The sequence below is a fragment of the Ensifer sp. Root142 genome (assembly GCF_001426785.1).
Taxonomy (GTDB): Bacteria; Pseudomonadota; Alphaproteobacteria; order Rhizobiales; family Rhizobiaceae; genus Ensifer; species Ensifer canadensis.
In genome coordinates, this window is sequence record NZ_LMFK01000010.1 from 20,840 (window position 1) to 39,830 (window position 18,991).

The following is an 18,991-nucleotide window of genomic DNA, read 5'->3' on the forward strand; positions in this document are numbered from 1 at the left end:
ATGTAAGGCGATGGACAAAACCGGTATCGCCTTCCTCATCCTTATCTGCGTGCTCGTCGCAATCGCGCTGAGCATTCTCGCCATCAGGCCGGACGCCGACGTCGCTCCGCCCCCGAGCCCGACAATCGTTCCCAGCAATTAGCGAAACGAAGGCGACGCCCCTTGCCGCCAGTTTCGCCTTGTTTACGATGCTAAAGCTCAAGGCTAGTTGCCCGCTTGCCGGTCGCGGAATGCCGCTTCGCCCGCCTCCGACACTTCGACCCATTTCTTGTCGGGCGCGGCATCTGCGACGTAACTGTCGTTCCAGTTCCACCACTTGTAGGTTGGCGTCTGCGGGTAGCCTGGAGGTGAATCCTCCCAGACCTCCTGCCGGCCCAACGGTGTGATGTCGAGGTAGTTCCAGGTGCTTCCCATCTGTTCGTCACCGCGATTGTTGATGAAGTAGGTGCGGAAGACACGCTCGCCGTCGCGGTAGAACACGTTCGTACCGTGCCATTCGGCCACGCCGAAGTCGGCATCAAAATCGTCGGTGATGGTGAACCACGGTATGTCCCAGCCCATGCGGGCCTTGAGCCGCGCTATGTCAGCCTGCGGCGCGCGCGAAACGAAGACGAGCGTGGTGTCGCGGGCGTTGAGGTGGGCGACGTGGGCCACCTGGTCGGCGACCATGGAGCAGCCTCTGCAGCCATGATCGGGCCAGCCGAACACACCTGGTTCGAAGAAGGCGCGGTAGACGATTAACTGGCGCCGACCGGCAAACAGGTCGGTCAGGCTGGCTCTGCCCTCAGAACCGTCGAAGGTATAAGCCTTTTCAACGGCCATCCATGGCATTCGCCGACGCTCGGCGGCCAGTGCGTCGCGAGCGCGGGTCTGGGCTTTCTCCTTCACCAGCAGTTGCTGGCGCGCTTCTTCCCAGGCTTGCGGAGATACGACCGGTGGTGTCTGCATGGCCGGGTGTCCGCCTTTTTCTGCTGATGTCGTCATGGCGTTTGTAACCTCCTCGTTGGCACGGGCGACTTCGCCCGAGATTGCTCTGAAGATAGTTTCGCACCGGAGTGAAAATAACGGGAGTAACAAGTGTGGCGGCATTCTGGACCTTGCCCGGCGCCAAGCACGCTCCTACTCGTCGGCAAACGCAGCAACCGTGCGCGTTGCAGGCGCGAGGACGCAAACGAGACGACCCTATCGCGAGGCGTAGAACGCCAGACCAATGGCGACGGCGAAGGTGAGGACCGCAAACAGCATGTTCAACGTGGATTGGTACTTGCTGAAACTGTGGGCGGCGCGGCAGCCCGTAAGCGCGCCGAGGGCTCCGCCGCCGATGAAGGAGAGAGCCAGTGGCCAGTCGACCAGACCGGAGAAGGTGTAGCTTGCCCCGGTTGTAAGGCCGAAAGCGGTAATGGCAACCAGCGACGTGGCGATTGCGTTGATCGTCGGCATGCCGGTTGAAACCATCAGGCCCGGAACGATCAGGAACCCGCCGCCGATCCCGAAGAAGCCTGAGATGATGCCGGTTCCGGCGCCAAAGGAGAGCACCTTCGGTGCGTTTCTTGGTGTGCAGCTCGACGCCGGATCGCCAACCATGTGGCGCCGCCGCAACATGGTCACGCTGACGACGGCCATCAGTGCAGCGAACAACAGCAAGAGCCGTCGGCCATCCAGCGCCTTGCCGAGTGCTGCGCCGATCCAGGCGCCGACGATGCCGGTGACGCAGTACATTGCCGCGCAGCGCCATTTCACCGTCCCGTGCCGCGCATGCATCGCCAGTCCCGAAAGCGCATTGGCTGCGACGGCGACGGCGCTCGTCCCGATCGCCACATGCACGTTGCTCACCCCGACGACTTGGACGAGCAGGGGCACGGCGAGAATGGAGCCGCCGCCGCCGAACAGTCCGAGGCTGAAGCCGACGAGACCGCCACTCAAGGCTGCCAGAATGTATTGGACGAGGTCCAGTGTCATCATTCGGCGCCGGGCTGCGGGGCGAACCGCGTCGCCCGAGATGCACCGAAACCGGAAGATGGCCGGGACACGGAACGTGCCCGCGAACGGAGCGGCATCAGGACCATGCGGCACCTTGCAGGGCGTCGATGGGGAATCTCAAATAGCGCCGGCCATTTTCCTCCGGGTCGGGAAGCCGGCCGCCGTTGATGTTGACCTGTAGGGCATGGAGGATGAGCTTGGGCATCGGCAGCGTTCGGTCCCGTCCCTCGCGGAACGCGACGAACTCGGTTTCGCAGGCATAGCGTGTCAGATGGATGTTGTCCGCCTTCTGCAGTGCAACAGTGCTTTCCCAGCGCGGTTCGCGTCCACCAGGCTGATAGTCATGGCCGACGAAGATACGGGTATCGTCCGGCAGGGCCATGATGTCGCGGATGCTCGCCCACAGCGCGTTGGCGCTGCCGCCGGGGAAATCGGTGCGCGCGGTTCCGCTGTCCGGCATGAACACCGTGTCGTGCACGAAGGCAGCGTCCCCGATGAGGTAAGTGATCGATGCCAGCGTGTGTCCCGGCGAAAACATCACCCCGGCCTCGAGACTGCCGATCCGAAACGTATCGCCACGATCAAACAGCCGGTCCCATTGCGATCCGTCCGTTTTCAGGCCTGGCCAATTGTAGATGTCGGCCCACAATTTCTGGACCTTGACGATGTGCGTACCGATGGCCGTGGGCGCGCCGGTTTTTGCCTTCAGATAGGCGGCGGCGGAAAAATGGTCGGCATGCGGATGGGTATCGAGGATCCACTGGAGGTCCAGGTCCTGGGCTCGCACGAAGTCGAGCAGCCGGTCGGCATTGCCTGTCGCTATCGCGCCCGATTTCTCGTCGAAGTCGAGCACCGGATCGATGATCGCACAGGCCCGCGTTTTCGGGTCACTGACCACGTACTGCACGGACCAGGTTCGCGGGTCGAAGAAAGCCGCAATGTCAGGCCTCGCCATGCCTCAGGCCTCCGCTGCAAGCGCTGCACGCGGGAAGAAGATGGCGCGCGCCGGGTCGAAATCGTAGTGTTGCTCGTAGCTGGCTGCGTCGGCGGCAAGCTTGGCGACGGCGTCGAGGATGAACGCCACCTCTTCGTCGGCGAGCAGGACGCTGAAGTTCAACCGGACAAAACCCGGCTTCAGCATTTCCTGTCCGGCAAGGATGGCGTCGCGCAGGCGTTGCGATTCCTCGTCATCGATGCCGAGCAGCCGGTGCACATAGGGACCGGCACAGGCGCAGCCACCGCGCGCCTGAATGCCGAAGCGATCGCTGAGCATGCGGGTGACGAGCTGCTGGTGGACATGGCCGCCCTTGCCGTCCTTGACGCGGAAGGAAAAGATCGGCAGCCGCTGTGGCCCGAGAGGACCGAGCAATTCCAGCCGCTCGATGCCTTGCCATGCGGCGATAGCGCGACGGGTCAGCTCGGCGTTTCTGGTCTGCATTGCCTCGGCACCGATCGCTTCCTTGACGAGGAAAGCGAGTGCGGCGCGGATATCGCCGACGACGTTCGGCGTGCCGGCCTCCTCGCGCGCCTCGAGGCTATTGCTGTAGTCGTGACCGGTGGGCGAAACGAATTTGACGGTGCCGCCGCCGGGCCAGGATGGCTTGGCGGTGATAGCCGCGTCACGCCGCAGGACCAGAATGCCTGACGTACCGGGGCCACCGATGAACTTGTGCGGCGAGATGACCACCGCGTCAATCGCAGCAGCGCCCTCGGGCGACATGTCGATCGGCAGGTAGGGTCCAGCACCGGCATAGTCCCACACCATCTTTGCGCCTGCCGCCTTCGCGATCCGGGTGACGGCCGCAACATCGGTGACGATGCCCGTGACATTGGAAGCGGCGGAAAAGGCGCAAACGACGAGATCGGCCGGTTGCTTCAGCGCTTCGTCGAGTGCAGCGAGATCCGGCCCACCAGCCGGACACTCGGCGATCTCGACCACCTCGGCACCGCTTTCGCGCCAGGGCAGGATATTGGAGTGGTGTTCATAGGGCCCGATTAGGATGCGCACGCGCCGACCGGTGGCGACCGCCTCGGTAACACCCAGCAGGCTCACCAGCCGATTGATGCCGGCGGTGGCGCCGGAGCCGGCGAAAATGACGGCGTGTTCAGGTCCGGCGCCGCAGCAGGCGGCGATCACAGCACGCGCGTCGCGGCGCAACCTGGTCATCGAGCCGCCGCAGTAGGACGCCTCGGTGTGGCTGTTGGCATAATAGGGCAGGACCTGTTCGAGGATGAAATGCTCGATCTGCATCAATGCCCGGCCCGATGCGACATAGTCGGCATAGACGAGGTTCTTGACGCCGAAGGGACCGTCGATCTTTGCAGTCTTGCCGACAAGCCCAGCCCGCAGGTCAGCGATTGCGTTGTCGCCGGCAAGGCTTTCTCGAAATGCTTCGAGCGGGCCGGTAAGATAGGGCTGGCGTGGGCACGGCGTCGTCATCGTTTCCTCCCGGAGTCGGACAGACGATAAGTCTAATCGATCGGTTGCATGCAAACCTCATCATTCTTATGCTTCTGCCAGTCAAAATCGGGTCATGTGATCGCTGAAATGGAAAAGATTGACGAAATTGATATGCGGATCCTGTCCTGCCTGCAAAAGGACGGCACGATTTCGCAGCGTGATCTGGCCGACCGAGTCGGACTGTCGCAGAACGCCTGCTGGCGGCGCCTGCAACGGTTGAACGCCAGCGGGCTTGTGCTTGGTACCCATGCCGCAATCGACGTCGCAGCGCTCGGCTTCGACCTTACCGTGTTCGTGATGATCCGCACCCGCCATCATTCCAAGGAATGGGCCGACAACTTCCGCAAGCATGTCGAGCGTCTGCCGGAGGTGACGGACCTCTACCGGATCGGCGGCGACTGGGACTATCTGATCAAGGTGGTGACGCGTGGCATGGCTGGCTATGACGCCTTCTACCAGAAGCTCATCACCGATTTCGACCTGATGACGGTCACCGGCTTCTTTTCGATGGAAACCATCATCAGCAACCGCATGCCCGACCTGCGCGGCCTGATGCGGTAGCGTGCAGTTGATGTTCCAGGGATGCCGTTGCGCTGCGCGCCCTACCAGCCGACAACGCGCGGTCACCTGTTATCGGCCGGTACCGCCGCGGCAAGGAAGGTGTCGAGTGCCGGATTCTGGTCCGAACTGCGCCACGCAAGGCCGGTTTCCACCTCCGGTACGCTGCCGGCCAGCGGCAGATAGGTTGCCCCGCGCCGCTGAAGATTGGTCATCGATTGCGGCACCAGCGCCACCCCCAGCCCGGATGCGACCAGACCGACGATCGTCTGCATCTGGATGGCTTCCTGATAGGCGGTGAACGCCAGCCCATGTTCGGCGAAATATCCCGAGACGATATCGTGAAAAGCCGGTGCCGCCCGCCGTGGAAAAACGATGAATGGCGCCTTGAAGAAGTCGGCTGGTTCCAGGATTTTTCCAGCAAACCCCTTTCGTCCTTCGTTGATCCAGGCCGTCGGCACCGCGGCAACCAGCGGTTCCCGCAGCAAAGCCTGGTAGGAAAGGGCAGGATGAAGCGACGCTTGGCTGGGGGCAATGATCAGCCCGACATCGATTTCTTCGTCGAGCAACGCCTCGATTTGGATATCGCTGGTGGCTTCGCGCATCGTCAGTTCCACATGCGGATAGGCCGCGCGATAGCGGCTGACCATGTCGGGCAGAACGCTATAGTCGGCTGTGCTGACGAAGGACAAACGCAGGTGGCCGATCTCGCCGCGTGACAGCCTTCTTGCGGTGTCGGCAAGGCCGTTCGCCCCGTCAAGCACCTGGCGGACATGGGCGAGCCATTGCCTGCCGACAGATGTCAGTTCCACGTTCCGCTTGGTGCGCTTGAACAGCTGTACCTTCAGCTCCCCCTCCAGTGCCTGTATCGATTGGCTGAGCGGCGGCTGGGTCATGTTGAGGCGAGCGGCCGCATGGCCGAAATGCAGCTCTTCGGCGACGGCGACGAATTGGCGAAGTTGCCTCAAATCCATGATGCATTCCGATTGATATGTTCAACGACTTATTTGTGCGAAAAAAGTATATTTCACAGGCCTGCTGAACGCCAGTAAACTCGACCTTGAATGAACCGAGGGAGCAAATCATGGCCTGCAACGAGCGCTCGAAACACATAACGCAAGGTGTCGCGCGATCCCCCAACCGGGCGATGTATTATGCGCTCGGCTACGAGAAAGCCGATTTCGACAAACCGATGATCGGTATTGCCAACGGTCATTCGACGATCACGCCCTGCAATGCCGGGCTGCAGCCGTTGGCCGACGCCGCTGTCGCTGCCATCAAGGCTGCCGGTGCAAATCCGCAGATCTTCGGCACGCCGACGATTTCCGACGGCATGTCGATGGGCACCGAAGGCATGAAATATTCGCTTGTGTCCCGCGAGGTCATCGCCGACTGCGTCGAAACCTCGGTACAGGGACAGTGGATGGACGGCGTGCTCGTGCTCGGCGGCTGCGACAAGAACATGCCGGGCGGCATGATCGGTATCCTCCGCGCCAATGTGCCGGCGATCTATGTCTATGGCGGCACGATCAAGCCTGGCCACTGGAAGGGGCAAAGCCTTTCGATCGTCTCCGCCTTCGAAGCCGTCGGCGCCTTCATGGCGGGCAAGATGAGCGAGGAGGATTTCGACGGCATCGAGCGCAATGCCTGCCCGTCGACCGGCTCCTGCGGTGGCATGTACACCGCCAACACCATGAGCTCGTCCTTCGAGGCGCTTGGTATGTCGCTTCTTTACTCGTCCAACATGGCCAATCCAGACCAGGAGAAGATGGAGAGCTCAGCTCAATCCGCCAAGGTCCTGGTCGAGGCGGTCAAGAAGGGCATCAAGCCGCGGGACATCGTCACGCGCAAGTCGATCGAAAATGCCGTGGCCCTGATCATGGCGACGGGCGGATCGACCAATGCGGTGCTGCATTACCTCGCCATCGGGCATGCGGCGGAAGTCGAGTGGACACTGGACGACTTCGAGCGCGTTCGCCGCAAGGTCCCCGTCCTCTGTGACCTCAAGCCGTCGGGCAGATACATGGCCGTCGATCTGCACAAGGCGGGCGGCGTGCCGCAGGTGCTGAAGATCCTTCTGAATGCAGGTCTTCTGCATGGCGACTGTTTGACGATCACAGGCAGGACGATCGGGGAAGAGCTTGCAGCCGTTCCGGACGAGCCGCGGTCGGATCAGGATGTCATCCGGCCCTATGAAAGACCGATCTACCGCGAGGGCCACCTCGCGGTGTTGAAGGGGAATCTGGCCGAAGGCGGTGCCGTCGCCAAGATCAGTGGTTTGAAAAGCCGAGTCATGAGCGGGCCCGCGCGCGTGTTCGAGGACGAACAATCAGCGATGGATGCCATCCTGTCGGACCGGATCAGGCCAGGCGATATCCTCGTTTTACGTTACCTCGGCCCAAAGGGCGGCCCGGGAATGCCCGAGATGCTCGCGCCAACTTCGGCGATCATCGGCAGGGGCCTCGGCGACAGCGTCGGCCTTATCACCGACGGCCGCTTCTCGGGCGGCACCTGGGGCATGGTCGTCGGCCACGTCACGCCGGAAGCTTTTGAAGGCGGCACGATCGCGCTGGTAGAAGAGGGCGACCGCATCGTCATCGACGCCCATCAGCAGCTGCTGCAACTCGAAGTGGATCCGGAAGAGCTGGCAAGAAGGCGCACCCAGTGGCGGCAGCCGGAACCGCGCTACAAACGCGGTGTGCTGGCAAAGTTTGCAGCGCTGGCGCGCCCGGCCAACGAAGGGGCGGTCACCGGCTGAATGTCATCCTGGCTTCGGTCCGTCGCTCAGATGTGCCGGGTCTGCGAAAACGCCATGCTGTTGTTTCCAAAGTCTGAAACGGCGTCGGTCTTTCGGGCCGATGCTCTCATGAAAAGACCCATGCTGCCTTACTGCGACTTTTTAGCGCCTGCCCAGCCAAAGCCCCGCAGGCGCTGCCGGCCCTATTCGTTAAAGGGCGGCTAACGATAGGAGAATGCGACTTTACGTATATTTGAAATGGGGCTTGGCCCGCTCTTGCCCAATTGCTAGTTGTGTGCTGGGGAAGCCCGCTGGTGATTCATGCGGGAGGGGTAAGATCTTGTCGCGTTTCGTTTCTGTTCTGTGGGCGTTGTTCGCCCTGTTTGTCGTTGCGTTGTGTGTGCCGCAAGTGGCGATGGCCGCTCCGTCAGATGGTTGTACGGCGATCAATTCGACCTGGGGTACGGGTAAAATGCTCGCGGCCGGAGCTGAGCTATGGGATCAGTCCCTCCTTCTGAATGCTGGCGAAACGATTACGTATCACGCGACGACTTCCGGCAGTTTGAATGCGGGCAATGATCGTTATAGCGGAGCGGGTTTTGCGCTCTACACGGAAGGTCCCCCGACAAACTACGGTATCATCGTTGAAGAGTACGCAACATCGGTTAGTGAACTCAACCTGACCGGCACGCACACAGTGCCCGCCAGCGGCGAGTATGTCGTCTATGCCTGGAGCAACGTCAGCGGCGCGACGATACAGGCGACGGTGAGTTGCGTAGCACCGCCGTCGACGGATGCCACCTTGGCCAGCTTGTCGCTGACCGGAACCTCCCTGTCTCCGACGTTTGCGCCGGGCACGACATCCTATACGGCCTCTGTTCCCAATACGACGGCGTCGCTGACGGTGACACCCACGGTCAATGACGCGGGGGCGACCATCACGGTCAACGGAGTGGCCGTTGTTTCGGGGACGGCCTCTGGCCTGATCCCCCTTTCCGTCGGTTCGAACACGCTGACCACGGTGGTGACGGCCGAAGACGGCACGGCATCGAAGACCTACACGGTGAACGTGACCCGTGCGGCTTCGTCGAATGCCGACCTCGACAGCATGATCTTGAGTGATGGCACGCTATCGCCATCGTTTGCCGCAGCAACGACATCCTATACGGCGTCGGTGCCGAACGCGACGACGTCGCTGACGGTGACGTCAATGATCGGCCATTCGGCGGCGACATTGACGATCAATGGCGATCCGGTCGCCTCGAATGCGGCTTCCGGTGCGATTGCGCTCAATGTCGGCTCGAACACGGTGACGGCGGTGGTCACGGCCGAAGATGGCACGACCGTGAAAACCTATACCGTTACGGTGACACGCGCGCCTTCGGCAAATGCCGACTTGTCCGGCCTGGACTTGAGCGCCGGCACGCTGTCGCCGGCCTTTGCCTCCGGCACGGTTTCCTACACGGCTACAGTTCCCAATGCGGCGGCATCACTGACCGTGACGCCCACGGTCAGTGACACGACGGCGTCGGTCACAGTCAATGGGGTCGCCGTCGCGACGGGTACAGCTTCGGGCACGATCGCGCTTGCGGTCGGCACCAACGTCCTGACGACGGTGGTGACGGCCCAGGACGGTACGACGAAAACATATACGGTAACGGCGACGCGGGCCGCCTCTGCAAATGCCGACCTGTCGAGCCTGAGCCTGAGCGCCGGCACGCTATCTCCCGCCTTTGCGTTCGGTACGACCACCTACACGGCCTCGGTCCCCAATGCGACGACGTCGCTGACGGTGACGCCAGGGGTAAGCGATACGACAGCGACGATTACGGTCAATGGGGTGGCCGTCTCTTCGGGTGCAGCCTCGGGCACGATCGCGCTTGCGGTCGGAGCCAATGTCGTGACGACGGTCGTCACCGCTCAGGATGGCACGACGGTGAACACCTACACGGTGACGGTAACGCGTGCTGCGTCGTCGAATTCCGACCTGTCCGGCCTGGGCTTGAGTGCAGGCGCACTGTCTCCGGCGTTCGCATCCGGCACAACCAGCTACACGGCTTTCATTCCGAATACGACGACGTCGCTGACCGTGACGCCTGATGTCAGCGATACGACCGCAACGGTCACCGTCAATGGCGTGGCGGTGGCTTCGGGCGCTGCCTCCGGCTCGATCGCGCTTGCGGTCGGTCCGAATGTGCTGACCACGGTCGTGACAGCCGAGGACGGTACGACGAACACCTACACGGTCACAGTGACGCGCGCGCCGTCGACGAATGCAGACCTGTCCGGCCTGTCGCTCAGCAGCGGCACGCTGTCTCCGGCGTTTGCGACGGGCACGACGGCCTACACGGCCTCGGTCCCCAATGCCACGGCCTCATTGACGCTGACGCCGACCGCAAGCGATGCGACGGCGTCCATCACTGTCAACGGGGTAACAGTCGTGTCGGGTGCTGCCTCGGGCTCCGTCACGCTTGCGGTCGGCACCAACGTCGTCACGACGGTGGTGACGGCCCAGGATGGCACGACGCAGACGTCTTACACGCTGACGGTCACTCGTGCGGCCTCGACGAACGCCGAGTTGTCCGGGCTCGGCCTAAGCAGCGGCACGCTGTCACCGACATTCGCATCGGGCACGATGTCGTACACGGCTTCGGTTTCCAACGCGACGGCGTCGCTGACGGTGACACCGCTGGTCAGTGACGCAACGGCGACGGTGACGGTCAACGGCGTGGCCGTCGCGTCGGGCACCGCGTCCGGAGCGATAGCGCTTGCGGTCGGCTCCAACACGGTGACGACCGTGGTCACGGCCGGGGATGGTACGACGCAGACGAGCTACACTGTTATCGTGACCCGTGCGCTTGCCGCTTCGACCGACGCCAATCTGTCGGGCCTGTCGTTGAGCATCGGCACGCTGTCTCCGGCCTTTTCGTCCGGCGCGACGTCCTATACGGCGTCGGTTCCAAATGCGACGGCGTCGTTGACGCTGACGCCGGTGGCAAGCGATGCGGCGGCGACAGTCACCGTCAACGGAGCGCCGGTCGCATCCGGCGCAGCTTCTGCCTCGATCCCGCTCTCAGTCGGCTCGAATACGCTGGCCACGGTCGTGACGGCGGAGGATGGCACCGTGAAGACCTATACGGTGACCGTCACCCGCGCCGCGCCAGCGGCCAACTTCACGTTCACGCCGGCGGCGGGCGCTCTTCCACCGGCGATGGCCGGCGAGAAATACGCGCAGCCGATATCGGCCGCGGGAGGTACCGGCGCTCTGCTCTACGCGGTGAGCGGCGGCACCCTTCCCAAGGGCATGGTCCTCAACGTTTCCACGGGCGAGTTGACCGGACCGCTGAGCAACGATGCCGAGGTCACGGATTACAGCTTTACGGTTTCCGTCACCGATGCCGCCGGCAGCACGGCGAGCGCCGCCTATACGCTGAAGGTCACGGCTCGCGAGGTCAGCGTCGCCGACCAGATCGTCAACGTTCCCGCGGGCTCATCGCCGCCAAATGTGTATTTGAATGGCGGGGCGACCGGTGGACCGTTCAGCGACGCGCAGGTCCTTACCGTGAGCCCCGCCAACGCCGGCAAAGCGGAGATTATCGAGGGGGAGCTGGCCCAGGTCGGTGCATTCGCTCCGGTTGGCTATTACCTGAAGTTTACACCGGATCCTGCTTTCGCCGGCCAGGCAAAGATCGGATACCAGCTGACGGCCGCCGCCGGAGCGTCGAATGTCGGTGTGATCACCTACAACTTGAGCTTCGACGCAGATGCCGTCATCGGCGAGATCGATTCACTGGTGCGAGGCTTTGTCCAGACCCGGCAAAATCTCCTGGCGTCAAGCATCCAGGTGCCGGGCCTGCTGGAGCGGCGCCGACTGCAGGCCGGAACCGACCCGGTGACGATGCGTCTGTCGCCCTCGACGGATGGGGTCGGCATGAGCTTTGCCACCAGCTTGGCTCAGCTCGAAGCGGCGAGAAACGCTGCAGACGGTATCGAAGGCGGCGAAGTTTCGCCGTTCAACGCATGGCTTGACGCCACGATGATGCTCCACAATCGGGAGCAGAACGATGATCGGTGGGGCGGCTTTGGCCTTCTTTCGGTCGGCGTTGATTATCTGCTCAACGAAAAGGCGCTGGTCGGGTTCTCGTTCCATCTCGATCATATGACCGATCCGACGGATGACGACGCCGAGATCCGTGGCACAGGCTGGCTTGCCGGACCGTATACGTCGCTCGAACTGGTGACGGGCATCTTCTTCAATACCAGTCTTCTCTATGGCGGTTCCAGCAACGATATCGATACCGCCTTCTTCGACGGCTCCTTCGATAGCAGCCGATGGATGTGGGACAGCTCCATCACCGGCCAATGGGACCTCAATGAGGAGACGGTCGTGATGCCGAAGCTGCGCGCCGTTTACCTCAATGAGAATGTCGAAGACTACGGCGTTCAGAATGTGGCTGGCGGCGATGTCGCTCTGGAAGGATTCACCCTCGAGCAGTTCCGGGTGAGCCTCGGGGCCGAGATCGAGCGGCAGTTTAAACTGGAGAACGACATGACGCTCAAACCACGGCTCGGTGCCGCGGCCGGGTACTCCGGTCTCGATGGCAATGGCATGTTCGGTTCGGTGTTGGCTGGTTTGTCTCTGCAGGCGAACGAGAGCTGGGTTGTCGACGCAAACCTGCGCGTAACCGTGGAAGGCGATGGTGAGACCTATGCTGGTGCGCGCTTGGGGGTCGGCGGACGATTCTAGAGTGTCGCATCGTGCGTTTCCGCGGCTCCGCCTGAAGCGGAAACGCACGATGCGAATCCCTGGCAAAAAGATCAGATTGCACGACTTTCCGCAGCCGCTGTCGCAGAGATAGCGGCTGTTCGATCGAAAATGAGCACCGCCTTATCTCGATGACGAGCCGTCTTCGGCGGGCAGCCTCCTCGACGTTTCCTTGCGTCGCTCAATTGCGGATTGCTGATCGTTCGTCCGCCTGCTCTCGACGCGTGCAGCAGGGTCGAATGCGGCCTATAGCCCCAAATCGAACGGAAGCGTCAGATGAGGCCTGCGGGATGGCTGATGGATTTTGTGAAGGACAACGCAGCTGGCGTAAACGGCTGCGAGATTTCCGAACTCAGTAGCGTTGTGCTGCCGGCCTCTGCTCTTCTGACGGCGGCCGACGACTACGCGCCATTTGCCGATCCGCATTGCTCGACAGACGGGTCGCGTGTGGTTACATCGCTTGCCATGGAACTCCGCTTCAACCGTACCGCCTTCTTATTTTCCATCCTTCTGTTCGTCGTCCTCGTCGTGCTGGCAACGCGTGGGGCCGGATGGGGTTGGGTCCGCAGTTTTTCCGGCGATGTCCTTGCCGTGATGTGGGTGTACTGCACGCTGGCATCGGCGGTGAAAGCTCGACCCCAGCTGCTCGCCGGTATCGCCTTCCTGCTAGGCGTGGCGATCGAGCTTGCGCAGTATCTGGCGGCCAGTTTCGATATCCGCATTTCCAATCCCGTCTTGAGGATCGTGCTTGGAGCCACGCCGGACTGGTGGGATGTGCTCGCCTATGCGCTGGGTGCGGTCCTCGTGTTGGCCATCGCAATGCTCGGCCGCTTCCGGCACCGCCGTCACGTCGGTGCATACGCGCTTTGATCAGACGGAAGCGGGCGCTTTCGAAACCAGTCCCATTGCGCCCGAGACCAGACGCGCGACATGTGCCGTATCCGGCGCCTCGCCGAAAAGGATGCGGTACATGATCGGTGAGACGACGCGGTCCATGACGGCGTCGACCTCAGGAAATGCTTCGCCACGGTCCGCAGCGCGTGCTGCGATCACCTCAATCTGCTGCTTGGTGAAGTTGCAGCACTGATAGGCGCCGCTGCCGTCCTGCGCTGCCAGCACGTCACGTATCATCTCACGCCCGGGTTTCGAGGACATTTCCTCGGCGTATTGTTCGGCCCAGGCCAGAAGATCCTTGCCACCATTTCCGGTATCGACCGGCTGCATGTCGGGTTTCAGCCGTTCGACAGCGACATCTGCCAGGAGTTCCTGGATGTCGCCCCAACGGCGATAGATGGTCGAGGGCGTGACGCCCGCTTCGACGGCGATCATCGGAATGGTGATCTCTGCGCGCTCCATTCGTGTCATCAGAGCCTGAACGGCCCCGTGCACCGACGCCTGTACCCTGGCGCTTCGCCCGCCTGGACGGGGACCTTCCCTGCCTGCCATTCCAACCCTTCCTTCCGCGTGCTGCGCATGGATCAGAAACTTTCACTGCACCATAAACGCAAATTATTTGCTTTTATCGGCGTTCGTCCCTACATCACCTAAACGCAACGATTTAGCGTTAAGGGCTATATAGATGTTCTCCTCTGCCAAATCCAGTGAGAGTGGCGGTCCGGCCGCCAACCCCATCGCCTTCCACGCGGTCACGCTTGCCACGTTCTTCGGCGCGTCGGCGGCACCAACGCCGCTTTACCGCATCTACCAGGAGAGCTTTGCCGCCTCGCCCGTGATGATGACCGGCATCTTCGCGGTCTACGCCTTCGCGCTTCTGTCCGCCCTGCTGATCGCCGGTTCGATATCCGACCATCTCGGCAGGAAGCCGGTGATTTTCGTTGCGCTGCTTCTCGAAATCGTGGGGATGGCGCTCTTCGTCGTTGCCGACGGACCGCCCTGGCTGATCGCGGCGCGTATCGTCCAGGGGTTTGCGACCGGCATTGCGGGCGCCTCTATCGGTGCGTCGCTGGTCGACGTCGATCGCGGCAGGGGCCAGCTCGTCAATTCGCTCGCGCCGCTGATCGGCATGGCCGTTGGCGCATTGGGCACCAGCGCGCTCATTCAATACGGGCCGTTTCCGCTTCACCTCGTTTATGGCCTGCTCCTGATCGGCTTTGCAGTGCTGGCGCTCGCGATATGGCTGACGCCGGAGACCGGCGGCAGACGCAGCGGCGCGCTGTCTTCGCTGAAGCCGACGATCGCCATTCCGCCTCAGATCAAGCGACCGCTGGCACTGGTGACGCCGATCAACATCGCCAACTGGGCGCTTGGGGGCTTCTATCTCTCGCTGATGCCCTCGCTCGTCGCGTCCGTCACCGGCAGCCGGGCACCGCTGACCGGTGGAGCCGTTGTCGCCACGTTGATGGCAGCCGGTGCCGTCAGCGTCTTCCTGCGCCGCTCGCGCAGTCCCCGGGCAAACGTGGCCTTCGGCGTCTCGGCCACGACCGCCGGTATGCTGATCGTGGTTGCCGGCACGCACCTCGCAAATGTGCCGGTCATGACCCTTGGCACCTTGCTAACCGGAGTCGGTTTCGGCACCAGCTTCCTCGGCATCATGGGCTCGATCATGCCGCTCGCCAAGGCGGATGAGCGCGCCGGGCTGCTTTCTGCCTTCTACATCCAGAGCTATCTCGCCTTCAGTCTGCCGGCGATGGCTGCAGGGTTTCTTGCAAAGACACTGGGCTATCAAACGACCACCGACATCTACGCCGCCGTCATCATCGTCACCGCGGTTGGAGGGCTGATGGCAAGCCGCGAGCGCCGGGCAGGGGTGTCGGCGGTTTCGTGATTGATCGTCGACGCCTTAGTTCGAGCGAGGAAAGTGTTTCACGATGGAATAGAGCTTCGTGACGCCCGTTATTCCTTCGGACCGGAGATACCGGTTCGCTTTTCAAGAAGGAGTTACGGGCATGAAGAACCACTGGAAATTGGGCGCCGCCCTCATCGCCGGCGTAACCGCCCTTGCCGGCACTGAGGCGCAGGCAAAGCAGAGCACCGCGCCGGTGCAATCCGTCGGCAGGCAGGCGGGCGGCCACAACGACGGCACGATCATTGGCAACAGCTCCTCCAACTCGTCGAGCAACTCCAGCTCGAATTCATCATCGAACAGCTCGTCCAATTCCAGTTCGAACGGCTCAGACCGCACGTATCGCTCCGGCAAGCTGTGGCATACGCGCTGACAGATGATCAAAAAAATTGAGCGGGGACCGGTGGACCGGTCCCCGCTTTTTGACGTTGGCAGCAGGTCAGCGCGTGGCCCGTGCCATCTTTCGATACCAGCCAGCCTCGACGTTTCGCCCGTCGTCGCGGATTTCGAGACGCACCGTGGCGGCCAATGGCAGGATCCAGCCTGATGTCATCGCGTCCAGGAATGGCATGCAGCGCTTGATGGTCAGGCCGTTGTCTCTGGCGGAAAGGTGCTGCGGGTCAGCTGCGGGCAGCCTGCGATACCATTCCGGCAGACTGGTTTTGGCGGCCACGGGCGGGGCGATGACCCCCAGGTCTTCCGGCTGGCAGAGGAATTGGATGCGTGGCGGTTCTTTCTTCCAAAAGTGCAACATGCCCGTTCTCCGTTCGGATGGGCGGAAGAACGGTCGGCGTCAGGGATTATTCCCCGTTCATTCAAAAGAACGCAAAGGCAGGCTGGACGGTAGCGTCAGATGCGGAGCCGAACCGCCGCAAGGGCGGATCAGTTCTGGTCGAGCGCCCGGGTGAGGCTGAGCGCTACCAGCGTGCAGATTGCACCGGAGATCAGATAGCCGCCGATGAAGACGATGCCGAAGCTGGTCGCAAGTCCAAGCGCCACCAGCGGTGCGAACGCCGCGCCGACGAGCCAAGCCAGGTCGGAGGTGAGTGCCGCTCCGGTGTAGCGGTAGTACTGGGTGAAGCGCGAGGAAACAGCGCCGGAGGCCTGGCCAAAGGTGAGGCCGAGGACGCCAAAGCCGATTAGGATATAGGCGTCCTGCCCGGCCCCGCCGGCGTCAAGAAGGAAGGGTGCGGAGAAACTGAAGATAGCGATCAGTGTCGCGCCGATCATCAGCTCGTTGCGGCGGCCGACGCGGTCGGCGATCAGGCCCGACACGATAATGCCGATCACGCCGACGGCTGCGCCTGCGACCTGGACCAGCAGGAACCGGGCAGCCGACTGTCCGCCGTTCAGGATGACCCAGCTCAGCGGGAAGATCGTCACCAGATGGAACATCGCAAAGCTTGCCAAAGGCACGAAGGCGCCGAGCACCACGTCCAGCGCGTGTTTGCTCAGCATTTCGAACACTGGCCGGGCTTGCAGCTCCTGTGCCTCCATCGCCGCGCCGAATTCCTTGCTGGCGACGATGCGCAGCCGGGCAAACAGCGCCACGACGTTGATCGCAAAAGCGACGAAGAACGGGTAGCGCCAGCCCCAGGAAAGGAAATCCTCCTCGGAAAGATTGGCGACGAAATAGCAGAAGATGATGCTGGCGAGGGCAAAGCCGATGGGCGCGCCGAGCTGGGGGATCATCGCATACCAGCCGCGGTGGTCCGGCGGTGCGTTGAGGTTGAGCAGGGATGCAAGCCCGTCCCATGCGCCGCCGAGCGCAAAACCCTGTCCAAGTCGGAAAAGCGCCAGCAGCGCCACCGCCCAGTAGCCGATGGTCTCGTAGCCGGGCAGAAAGGCAATCGAGGCCGTTGAGCCCCCGAGGATGACAAGGGCGATGGTCAGCTTGGTGCCGCGTCCGTAGTTGCGGTCGATCCACATGAAGACGAGTGAGCCGACCGGACGCGCGATAAAGGCCAGCGGAAAGATCGCAAACGACATCAGCGTGGCAGCGACCGGACTGGGAGCGAACGGGAAGATGAGCTTCGGGAAGACCAGGATCGAGCCGAGGCCGTAGACGAAGAAGTCGAAGAACTCCGACATCCGGCCGATGACCACGCCAATGGCGATGCTGCCTGGTGACAGTGGCTTGTCGTCATGGATGCGACGGGCGTCCCGCTCAAGGCCTGAAGACGTAGGATTGACGACCGAGCTCATGAATTCCTCCCGGCGATTTGTGCCGCCTCGTCGAAATGTTGATCAATCAACGCCCGAGATCAAGGAAGCGGCGAAAAAAAACGTGAACTCGTCGGCATCTTCCCAATGGTCAGCCGGCGAGGATGCACTAGATTGGGCATTTGCGGACGTCGCTGTCCATTCTGCTGCGATGCGACAGAATGTTGCAGTGCGACGAACGACCTCATTCCGCCGAGCCCGATACGCGATTAGTGCCGACTAGACAAAACGCAAATGGAGCCCGAAATGCCCACTCCATTGAAGCTCGCCGGACGATCGGCCGTTCTTCTATCGACCCTGGCCCTTGCCGGGTGCGACCTGGTCGTGATGTCGCCCTCCGGCGATATCGCGGCACAGCAGAGAGATCTGATCGTCGTTTCGACGATCCTCATGCTGATCATCATCGTGCCGGTGCTTTTCCTGACGCTGTTCTTCGCCTGGCGCTACCGCCAGTCCAACACGGCTGCCAAATACGATCCGGAATGGCATCACTCCACCGGGCTGGAAGTCGTCATCTGGTCTGCGCCGCTGGCGATCATCATTGCGCTCGGGGCCGTCACCTGGATCAGCACCCACAAGCTCGACCCCTACAGGCCGCTCGACCGGCTTGACGCCAATCGGCCTGTCCCCGCCGAGACGAAGCCTCTGACCGTCGAGGTCGTGGCGCTCGATTGGAAATGGCTGTTCTTCTATCCGGACTACGGCATCGCCACCGTCAACGAGATGGCAGCACCGGTGGACGTGCCAATCAATTTCAAGATCACCGCATCCTCGGTGATGAACTCCTTCTACGTCCCCGCCCTTGCCGGCATGATCTATGCAATGCCGGGCATGCAGACCAAGCTGCACGCCGTTATCAACAAGCCGGGCGAGTATGAAGGCCTGTCGTCCAACTATAGCGGCGACGGCTTCTCGCACATGCGCTTCAAGTTCCATGGGTTGGACCAGGCGGGCTTCGATCAGTGGGTCGCAAGGGTCAAGCAGAACGGCACCATGCTCAATCGCGACGCCTACCTGAAACTCGAAAAGCCGAGCACGAAGGAACCGGTCCGCTACTTTGCCGGCGTCGAGGACGGGCTTTACGACGCGGTGCTGAACATGTGCGTGCGCACAGGCCAGATGTGCATGAACCAGATGATGCACATCGACATGATGGGTGGCGCCGGCGTGGAAAGCCACGAAAACCGCGCCAAGCTCGAGCACGACAACCGCCATGCCGGGGAAACGGGCCATGCGGGCGAAGCAGCACCGGGCGCCACCTTCCCGGCGACGGGCAATCCTTCGAAGAGCGAAGAGCCGGCCGAAGGCATCGACAAAGAGCCGCAGACGATGAACCACGACATGCACAACATGCACGGGGATCAAGCGGCGCCTGCCGGGAACCAAGCCGGTCCGGCGCCCGCACAGTTGAACAACGCCGGCACCACGAAGCCCTGACGCCCGCATTTCAAGAGAATTTGGATA

The 18,991-nt window shown here is 62.2% G+C and carries 15 protein-coding genes and 1 pseudogene; 8 read left to right on the forward strand and 8 right to left on the reverse strand.

Going from position 1 to position 18,991, the window contains the following annotated elements; all coding sequences use genetic code 11:
- Window positions 1-10 precede the first annotated feature (10 nt).
- Window positions 11-142 carry a hypothetical protein gene (locus ASD52_RS40595; RefSeq protein WP_255569924.1) on the forward strand — a complete coding sequence of 44 codons (132 nt, stop codon included), beginning with the start codon at window positions 11-13 and terminating at the stop codon, window positions 140-142.
- A 62-nt stretch (window positions 143-204) separates the two neighbouring features.
- Here the strand turns inward: ASD52_RS40595 and ASD52_RS11220 are convergent, their stop codons facing one another.
- From ASD52_RS11220 to ASD52_RS11235, 4 genes are all read right to left on the reverse strand, one after another.
- On the reverse strand, window positions 205-984 hold the full coding sequence (locus tag ASD52_RS11220; RefSeq protein ID WP_057224355.1) for a DUF899 domain-containing protein: 780 nt from the start codon (window positions 982-984) through the stop codon (window positions 205-207).
- A 198-nt stretch (window positions 985-1,182) separates the two neighbouring features.
- Window positions 1,183-1,959 carry a sulfite exporter TauE/SafE family protein gene (locus ASD52_RS11225; protein ID WP_057224437.1) on the reverse strand — a complete coding sequence of 259 codons (777 nt, stop codon included), beginning with the start codon at window positions 1,957-1,959 and terminating at the stop codon, window positions 1,183-1,185.
- A gap of 97 nt (window positions 1,960-2,056) precedes the next feature.
- The gene (locus tag ASD52_RS11230; RefSeq protein WP_057224358.1) at window positions 2,057-2,935 is read right to left on the reverse strand and encodes an MBL fold metallo-hydrolase; all 879 of its coding nucleotides are present in this window, start codon (window positions 2,933-2,935) and stop codon (window positions 2,057-2,059) included.
- Window positions 2,936-2,938: 3 nt separating this feature from the next.
- Window positions 2,939-4,420 carry an aminotransferase class V-fold PLP-dependent enzyme gene (locus tag ASD52_RS11235; RefSeq protein ID WP_057224359.1) on the reverse strand — a complete coding sequence of 494 codons (1,482 nt, stop codon included), beginning with the start codon at window positions 4,418-4,420 and terminating at the stop codon, window positions 2,939-2,941.
- A gap of 108 nt (window positions 4,421-4,528) precedes the next feature.
- On the opposite strand from ASD52_RS11235, the gene ASD52_RS11240 reads away from it, so the two are divergent.
- Window positions 4,529-5,002: an Lrp/AsnC family transcriptional regulator gene (locus tag ASD52_RS11240; protein ID WP_038577978.1), complete on the forward strand. Its 474-nt coding sequence runs from the start codon at window positions 4,529-4,531 to the stop codon at window positions 5,000-5,002.
- 62 nt (window positions 5,003-5,064) lie between these two features.
- Here ASD52_RS11240 and ASD52_RS11245 read toward each other — a convergent pair whose 3' ends face one another.
- On the reverse strand, window positions 5,065-5,973 hold the full coding sequence (locus ASD52_RS11245) for a LysR family transcriptional regulator (RefSeq protein ID WP_057224361.1): 909 nt from the start codon (window positions 5,971-5,973) through the stop codon (window positions 5,065-5,067).
- Window positions 5,974-6,083: 110 nt separating this feature from the next.
- On the opposite strand from ASD52_RS11245, the gene ilvD reads away from it, so the two are divergent.
- From ilvD to ASD52_RS11260, 3 genes are all read left to right on the forward strand, one after another.
- On the forward strand, window positions 6,084-7,757 hold the full coding sequence (gene ilvD / locus ASD52_RS11250; RefSeq protein ID WP_057224363.1) for a dihydroxy-acid dehydratase: 1,674 nt from the start codon (window positions 6,084-6,086) through the stop codon (window positions 7,755-7,757).
- A 319-nt stretch (window positions 7,758-8,076) separates the two neighbouring features.
- Window positions 8,077-12,483, forward strand: a complete 4,407-nt coding sequence (locus ASD52_RS11255) for a cadherin-like beta sandwich domain-containing protein (RefSeq protein WP_162254162.1) — start codon at window positions 8,077-8,079, stop codon at window positions 12,481-12,483.
- Window positions 12,484-12,798: 315 nt separating this feature from the next.
- Window positions 12,799-13,371 carry a DUF2809 domain-containing protein gene (locus ASD52_RS11260; protein WP_244497457.1) on the forward strand — a complete coding sequence of 191 codons (573 nt, stop codon included), beginning with the start codon at window positions 12,799-12,801 and terminating at the stop codon, window positions 13,369-13,371.
- On the opposite strand, the gene ASD52_RS11265 is transcribed toward ASD52_RS11260, so the two are convergent.
- On the reverse strand, window positions 13,372-13,947 hold the full coding sequence (locus ASD52_RS11265; protein ID WP_025429531.1) for a TetR/AcrR family transcriptional regulator: 576 nt from the start codon (window positions 13,945-13,947) through the stop codon (window positions 13,372-13,374).
- A 133-nt stretch (window positions 13,948-14,080) separates the two neighbouring features.
- Between ASD52_RS11265 and ASD52_RS11270 the strand changes: the two genes are divergently transcribed.
- Both ASD52_RS11270 and ASD52_RS11275 read left to right on the forward strand, forming a co-directional pair.
- Window positions 14,081-15,286: an MFS transporter gene (locus ASD52_RS11270; protein WP_025429530.1), complete on the forward strand. Its 1,206-nt coding sequence runs from the start codon at window positions 14,081-14,083 to the stop codon at window positions 15,284-15,286.
- Window positions 15,287-15,407: 121 nt separating this feature from the next.
- Window positions 15,408-15,677, forward strand: a complete 270-nt coding sequence (locus ASD52_RS11275) for a hypothetical protein (protein ID WP_057207631.1) — start codon at window positions 15,408-15,410, stop codon at window positions 15,675-15,677.
- A 96-nt stretch (window positions 15,678-15,773) separates the two neighbouring features.
- Here ASD52_RS11275 and ASD52_RS11280 read toward each other — a convergent pair.
- Window positions 15,774-16,058: pseudogene (locus tag ASD52_RS11280) on the reverse strand (hypothetical protein); the annotation flags it as partial.
- 128 nt (window positions 16,059-16,186) lie between these two features.
- Window positions 16,187-17,509, reverse strand: a complete 1,323-nt coding sequence (locus tag ASD52_RS11285; RefSeq protein ID WP_057207630.1) for an MFS transporter — start codon at window positions 17,507-17,509, stop codon at window positions 16,187-16,189.
- A gap of 264 nt (window positions 17,510-17,773) precedes the next feature.
- Here ASD52_RS11285 and cyoA point away from each other — a divergent pair, with 264 nt between their 5' ends.
- The gene (gene cyoA / locus ASD52_RS11290) at window positions 17,774-18,964 is read left to right on the forward strand and encodes a ubiquinol oxidase subunit II (RefSeq protein ID WP_057207629.1); all 1,191 of its coding nucleotides are present in this window, start codon (window positions 17,774-17,776) and stop codon (window positions 18,962-18,964) included.
- Window positions 18,965-18,991: the final 27 nt, after the last annotated feature.